Genomic DNA, 5,000 nt, shown 5'->3' on the forward strand with positions numbered 1-5,000 from the left:
CCGCCGAAGGCGGCCCCCAGCCCCCGAAGATCCCCTGGGAATTTGCATAAAGGGCCGTTCGGCCTTATTTATCAATCAAATTAAGGAGAGCTTCCTCGCATCAGCTCCTCCGGCCGGGCGAAGATCATCCGGCCTGCCGCAGTCTGAAGCACTTTGGTCACCACCACTGGGATCTCCCGCCCGATGTAGCGGCGCCCCTCCTCCACCACTACCATCGTCCCATCCTCCAGATAACCCACGCCTTGTCCGGGCTCCTTCCCTTCCTGGATGATGGAGAGTGCGAATGTTTCCCCAGGCAGCAGGACGATCCGCACTGCATTGGCCAGCTCGTTGATGTTGAGGACACGGATATTCTGCAGCTCAGCCACCCGGTTGAGATTGTAATCGTTCGTCATGATCGGACAGCGCAAGCGGCGGGCCATGGCGATCAGCTTCTCATCCACCTCCCTGCCTTCCACATCCATATCGACGATCCGAACCGGCACGTGGCCTTCCTTTTGCATCCGGTTTAGGATCTCCAGGCCCCGGCGGCCTCGATTGCGCCGCAAGGGATCCTGCGAGTCGGCGATGTGCTGGAGCTCGTTTAGAACAAAGCGTGGCACCAGAAGGGTGGCCTGCACGAACCCAGTGCGCACGATGTCGGCGATCCGCCCATCGATGATCACACTCGTGTCCAGGAGGATCAGGTGCTCCCCCTCACGGCCCTCGCGCAGGTGACGGGGGAGCATAGCCAGCAGGTCCTTATAGCGGGTGCCTGCCACGGTGAGGCCCAGATAGCCGAAGAACACCGCTCCTAGGGAAGGCATCACCCGCCCCAGGGGGTCTGGCAGCAGGGAGAGGGGGTAAGAGACCAGCCCGGCCATAATCAGCCCCAGGATCAGGCCAATCGTGCCGGCAATGAGTTGCTGTAAGGGAATCGGCCGAATGATCTGACGGATCATGGCCGCTGGGCGGACGGTGAGCCACGGCGTGATGATGAGGCCGATGATCGCGCCGACCAGGCTGAAGGCCAAGGCGAACTGCCACGCCGGACGCGAATCCAGCCCCAGCCGCGCTGCATCCATCCCCAATCGCCATCCCGCGACCCCCAGCACCAGCATGCCGATCAAGCGAAGGAAACGTTCGAAGTCCATAAAGCCTCCGGATAAGTGCGAGATGAGCAGAATTCATCTTACACCCGAGGCCATGCAAAGAGCAAGCAAACCGTGGGGCTACCCTCTTGCGGACACACGGGGGCGAGCAAAAGGATGGGGCAGGCCCAAGGCCTGCCCCCACAGTCCGGCCTTAGACCTTTTAGAGGAGCAAGTAACGATTCAGCCGTTCTCGCGCCATACAGATATGGGCGTTGCTCCGCGGGTTTTCTCCACCGAATAGGACCGGGCGGAATCGTTACGGGGCGCCCCCCTTGTGGGCGTCCCCTCTGGGAAGGGGAGGATTATCCCGATTGGTCTGTCCTTGCAAGGGGAGGGATGTGCATTCTTGATAATCCACCGATTGGAGTTCCAGGCGGGGGGTCCAGAGCCAGAACCAGACGCTGGTGCGCTGACACAAGGTTCCTTCGTGGCCCCGATAGGAGACTGTCTGGGAGAGGGCCAGGCCGACCCCCTCTCGCTCTCGGATCAGCCACATTCGATACTGAGCTCCTCCGAGCGTCCAGGAGATATCCCCTCGCACAGCCAGGGTCCCTAGCAGACAGATCCCACATCCAACCCCTACGACCGCCAGCGCGAGGAGAAGAGAGATCCCGGTTTCCAGATGGCGTCGCATCACGCGGATTCCTCCGGCTCGTCGCTCTGCAGATGGATCAAGACGATCTCGGGCGGGCACATCAGCCGCATCCGCGGCATCCCCAGGCCCTCCATCCCCAACCCCCGGCTGACATACATAGTGGTCCCGCCCCGACGATACAGGCCCATCTCATAGCGCTTCCCATAAATTGAAGCAGTGACCAGGGCGCCGATCAGGGGGAGACGGATCTGCCCGCCGTGGGTATGACCGCACAGATACAGATCAACACCCAGCGCGCTGGCCTCAGGAAAGAGGTCCGGTGAGTGATAGAGCAGGATCGTCAGGGCATGCGCAGGAACTTGCTGCATCAGCTCCCGTAGCCGCTCGCCATCCTGTTCTGGGTCATGGGTGCAGGTCAAACCAAGTAGGCAGATCTGAGGTCCTCGATGAGTAAGCTGCCCGAAACGGACGATCTGATTGTCCAACCAGGTGATGTGCGTGAACCCGAATAGGATCCGTCGCACCACCTCCGGCGGATCCACCAGGGGCGTCCCGGTGACCAAATAAACCCCCAGCGGGGCGTGGAGGGCTTCCAGGAAACGGCTGCACTGGACCTGGGCTTGGGGATCATAGACGTAACTCAGATTCAAGAGATCTCCGGTAAAGACGATCAGGTCGGGATCCAAGTTGTCGACCCAGCGGATCACTTGCTGCTCTCGATGGGTCAAGCGTTCCAGGTGTAGATCCGTGAGGTGGAGGATCCGGAGGGGAGGCATCCCCCGAAGCTTCGGCGAAGTGATGACCAGCTCCGTCAGGGTCAGGCGGAAAGGTTCCCGATAAAGGGCGTTCAGGAGATTGCCGGTGAAGGCGAGGTGGCCAATCAGAGCAAGTCCAATGCCCCATGAGAAAGGTCGAAGGGGAAGGGTGCCCAGGCTCAGGAAGAGCCGGAATAAGACGATGGTGATAAAAGGGGGCTTGGGCGGACCGAAGGAGTAACCCAGGCGAGGGAGCAGGATAAGCATCAACGCGTCGCACCCAGCGAAAACGAGGAACGTTCCCATCGCGCCGACGCCGATTTCCATGGAGCGGGAGGCTTCCCACCAGGCCAGCCCCGCGACGATCCCCAGGGCAAGCGTCCACAGACCAATCAAAGCCCATGGGAGGCGTTCCAAGCGATTCAAAGCAACCATCAACTGGTGGAAGGGACTCGCCTCAGTCCCCGGCCGGAACCGTCGGCGTCGGGACGGACGGGAGAGGCGTTCGCCGGTCGGCGCTTGCGGGGCGAGCCCTTTAGGGATTTCGAATCCAGGCTCCAAAGCGTCCGGTCCTCCCCTTCTCCGCACGATGGGAATACCAGTCCTCCAGGTGGCATGCGGTGCACACCCCAGCGGCGATCACCGATGGAACGCCGAGGCGGCGGAGATGCAGTCGAACCGCCTCGGGCAGATCCAGATGCCACGCGCCGTTTATTCGATATAAAGGGAGCGCCCTCCCAAGGCGGGGCCGCAGCGCCTCTACAACCTCCGCGCCCACCGCGTAACAGCATCCTCCAATCCCCGGGCCGAGGGCTGCATAGAGCGTCGAGGGGCGGCATCCCAGGTGGACCTCGAAGGCGTCCAGGGCAGCCTCCAGGATCCCGGCCGCCAGGCCTCGCCACCCCACATGCACGATGCCGACGGCGGGGAGCGCAGGCTCCGCCAGCAGAACCGGGATACAATCAGCGAATCGCATGAAGAGGACTAGCCCTCGCGCTGCAGTGATCAATCCATCCACGCCCTCCAGAAGCTTTCCCCGATGATGGGCCTCCACCAGGGCCACCCGATTCCCGTGGATCAACCAGGCGGTGACAGCCTCCTCCGCTCGCAGTCCGATGGCTGCAAAGGCCCGCCGCAGGTTCTCCGCAACCGCTGTGGGATCGTCGCCCACCGAAACGCTCAGATTCAAGGAAGCAAAAGGCGGGGCGCTAACCCCTCCCTTGCGGGTGAGGAAGCCGTGGGAGAGGTCGCCCCACGGAGGGTTGCGGAAGCGATAGAAAAGGAGTTCTCCTCTTTGAACTTTCTCCCAGCCTGCCGATGGGATCATGGGGACACATCCAATAGGACTTTCAATACGCCCTTTTGGGCTGCGTGTTCGAAGGCTCGGGCGGCCTCCGACAGCGGGTAGCGTGCGTGGATCAGCGGCAGCACGTCCACAAGCCCCTGCTGGAGGAGCCGGAGGGCTGGCGGGAACGGCCCGCATCGAGAGCCGATCACGGCTATCTCATCCACAGCAACCATCGTCAGGTTCGCCTCCACCGTGCCGTGGTAAGTGCTTTTCAGCACCAACGTCCCCCTGGGACGCACCCATTGGCGGGCGAGGTGAAAGCCTTCCGGCGAGCCAGTGCATTCCACCACCACATCCGCGGAGAGCCCGCGGACTTCGTCGACGGGGGCGGTGGGGATCCCGTGCCGGGCCAGGAGGTCCAGCTTATTCCGGTTCCGCCCGACCACCAGGAGGTCACATCCGGTCAGCCGCAGGACCTGGGCGACCAGTTGGCCGAGCTTGCCATCCCCCAGCACCACCACGCGATCGGTCGGGTGGATGTGGATCTGCTGGAGGATCTCCAGCGAAGCGGCCAGGGGCTCGACGAAAACGGCGGCTTCGTCCGGGATCTCCGGAGGTACTTCGTGGAGGTTAACGACCGGCAGGAGAAGATATTCCGCGAACGCGCCATCGCGGCCGGAGATGCCCAACGTGGTTCGATTCGGACAATGGGTGGGACGCCCGGCGCGGCACGTGGGGCAGACCCCGCAGGCCGCGTTGATCTCGCCGACCACCCGCTTGCCCACCCATTCCGGGCGATCTGGAGCTTCCTCCACAACGCCCACGAACTCGTGACCGGGAACGCCCCGGAAGTCGAGATAGCCGCGCATCAGCTCCAGGTCCGTGTTGCAGATCCCGGCGATCTTTACCCGGATGCGGGCCTCACCGGGCGGCGGCGAGGGCATCGGGTAATCCCTTCGGATCTCCAGCCCCCGATTGAGGTAAACGGCCAGCACCGTAAGCTCCTCCGTTGAGGCAGGATACGCTTAGTTTATAGCCAGGCACGTTAGCGTGAGGTTCTTCCATGCGAAAAGGGATAAACCGGGACCCACGTGGAGGGCAGAATGTAACATTTCGATCTGATTATAGCATAGCGCTTTGTCCGCTTGGGTTTCAGGGATATGCGGCGAAGGGGAGAGGGGAGAAAAATCCTTTGGGGGCTGGGGGCCGCTGAAGGCGGCCCCAGATCG

At 62.5% G+C, this 5,000-nt stretch carries 5 protein-coding genes; all 5 read right to left on the reverse strand.

Features of this window, described 5'->3' with window-relative positions; all coding sequences use genetic code 11:
- Window positions 1–80: 80 nt before the first annotated feature.
- Window positions 81–1,133 (reverse strand): PIN/TRAM domain-containing protein, encoded by a 1,053-nt coding sequence (locus ACFMO5_RS10465; protein ID WP_376792695.1) that lies wholly within the window; start codon window positions 1,131–1,133, stop codon window positions 81–83.
- A 256-nt stretch (window positions 1,134–1,389) separates the two neighbouring features.
- Complete coding sequence (locus ACFMO5_RS10470) at window positions 1,390–1,767, reverse strand: hypothetical protein (protein ID WP_376792696.1); 378 nt, start codon at window positions 1,765–1,767, stop codon at window positions 1,390–1,392.
- Window positions 1,767–3,044 carry a metallophosphoesterase gene (locus ACFMO5_RS10475; protein ID WP_376792697.1) on the reverse strand — a complete coding sequence of 426 codons (1,278 nt, stop codon included), beginning with the start codon at window positions 3,042–3,044 and terminating at the stop codon, window positions 1,767–1,769. The genes ACFMO5_RS10470 and ACFMO5_RS10475 overlap by 1 nt, the downstream gene beginning before the upstream one ends.
- Window positions 3,019–3,654, reverse strand: a complete 636-nt coding sequence (locus tag ACFMO5_RS10480) for a polyphenol oxidase family protein (RefSeq protein WP_376792698.1) — start codon at window positions 3,652–3,654, stop codon at window positions 3,019–3,021. The genes ACFMO5_RS10475 and ACFMO5_RS10480 overlap by 26 nt, the downstream gene beginning before the upstream one ends.
- Before the next feature lie 152 nt (window positions 3,655–3,806).
- The gene (locus ACFMO5_RS10485) at window positions 3,807–4,766 is read right to left on the reverse strand and encodes an alcohol dehydrogenase catalytic domain-containing protein (protein WP_376792699.1); all 960 of its coding nucleotides are present in this window, start codon (window positions 4,764–4,766) and stop codon (window positions 3,807–3,809) included.
- Between the last annotated feature and the right edge of the window lie 234 nt (window positions 4,767–5,000).

The organism is Thermoflexus sp. (genome assembly GCF_042408365.1).
Taxonomy (GTDB): domain Bacteria; phylum Chloroflexota; class Anaerolineae; order Thermoflexales; family Thermoflexaceae; genus Thermoflexus.

Excerpts from the sequence above, each read along its gene's own strand:
- ACFMO5_RS10465 (WP_376792695.1), bottom strand. The coding sequence starts at position 1,133 with ATGGACTTCGAACGTTTCCTTCGCTTGATCGGCATGCTGGTGCTGGGG.
- ACFMO5_RS10470 (WP_376792696.1), bottom strand. The coding sequence starts at position 1,767 with ATGCGACGCCATCTGGAAACCGGGATCTCTCTTCTCCTCGCGCTGGCG.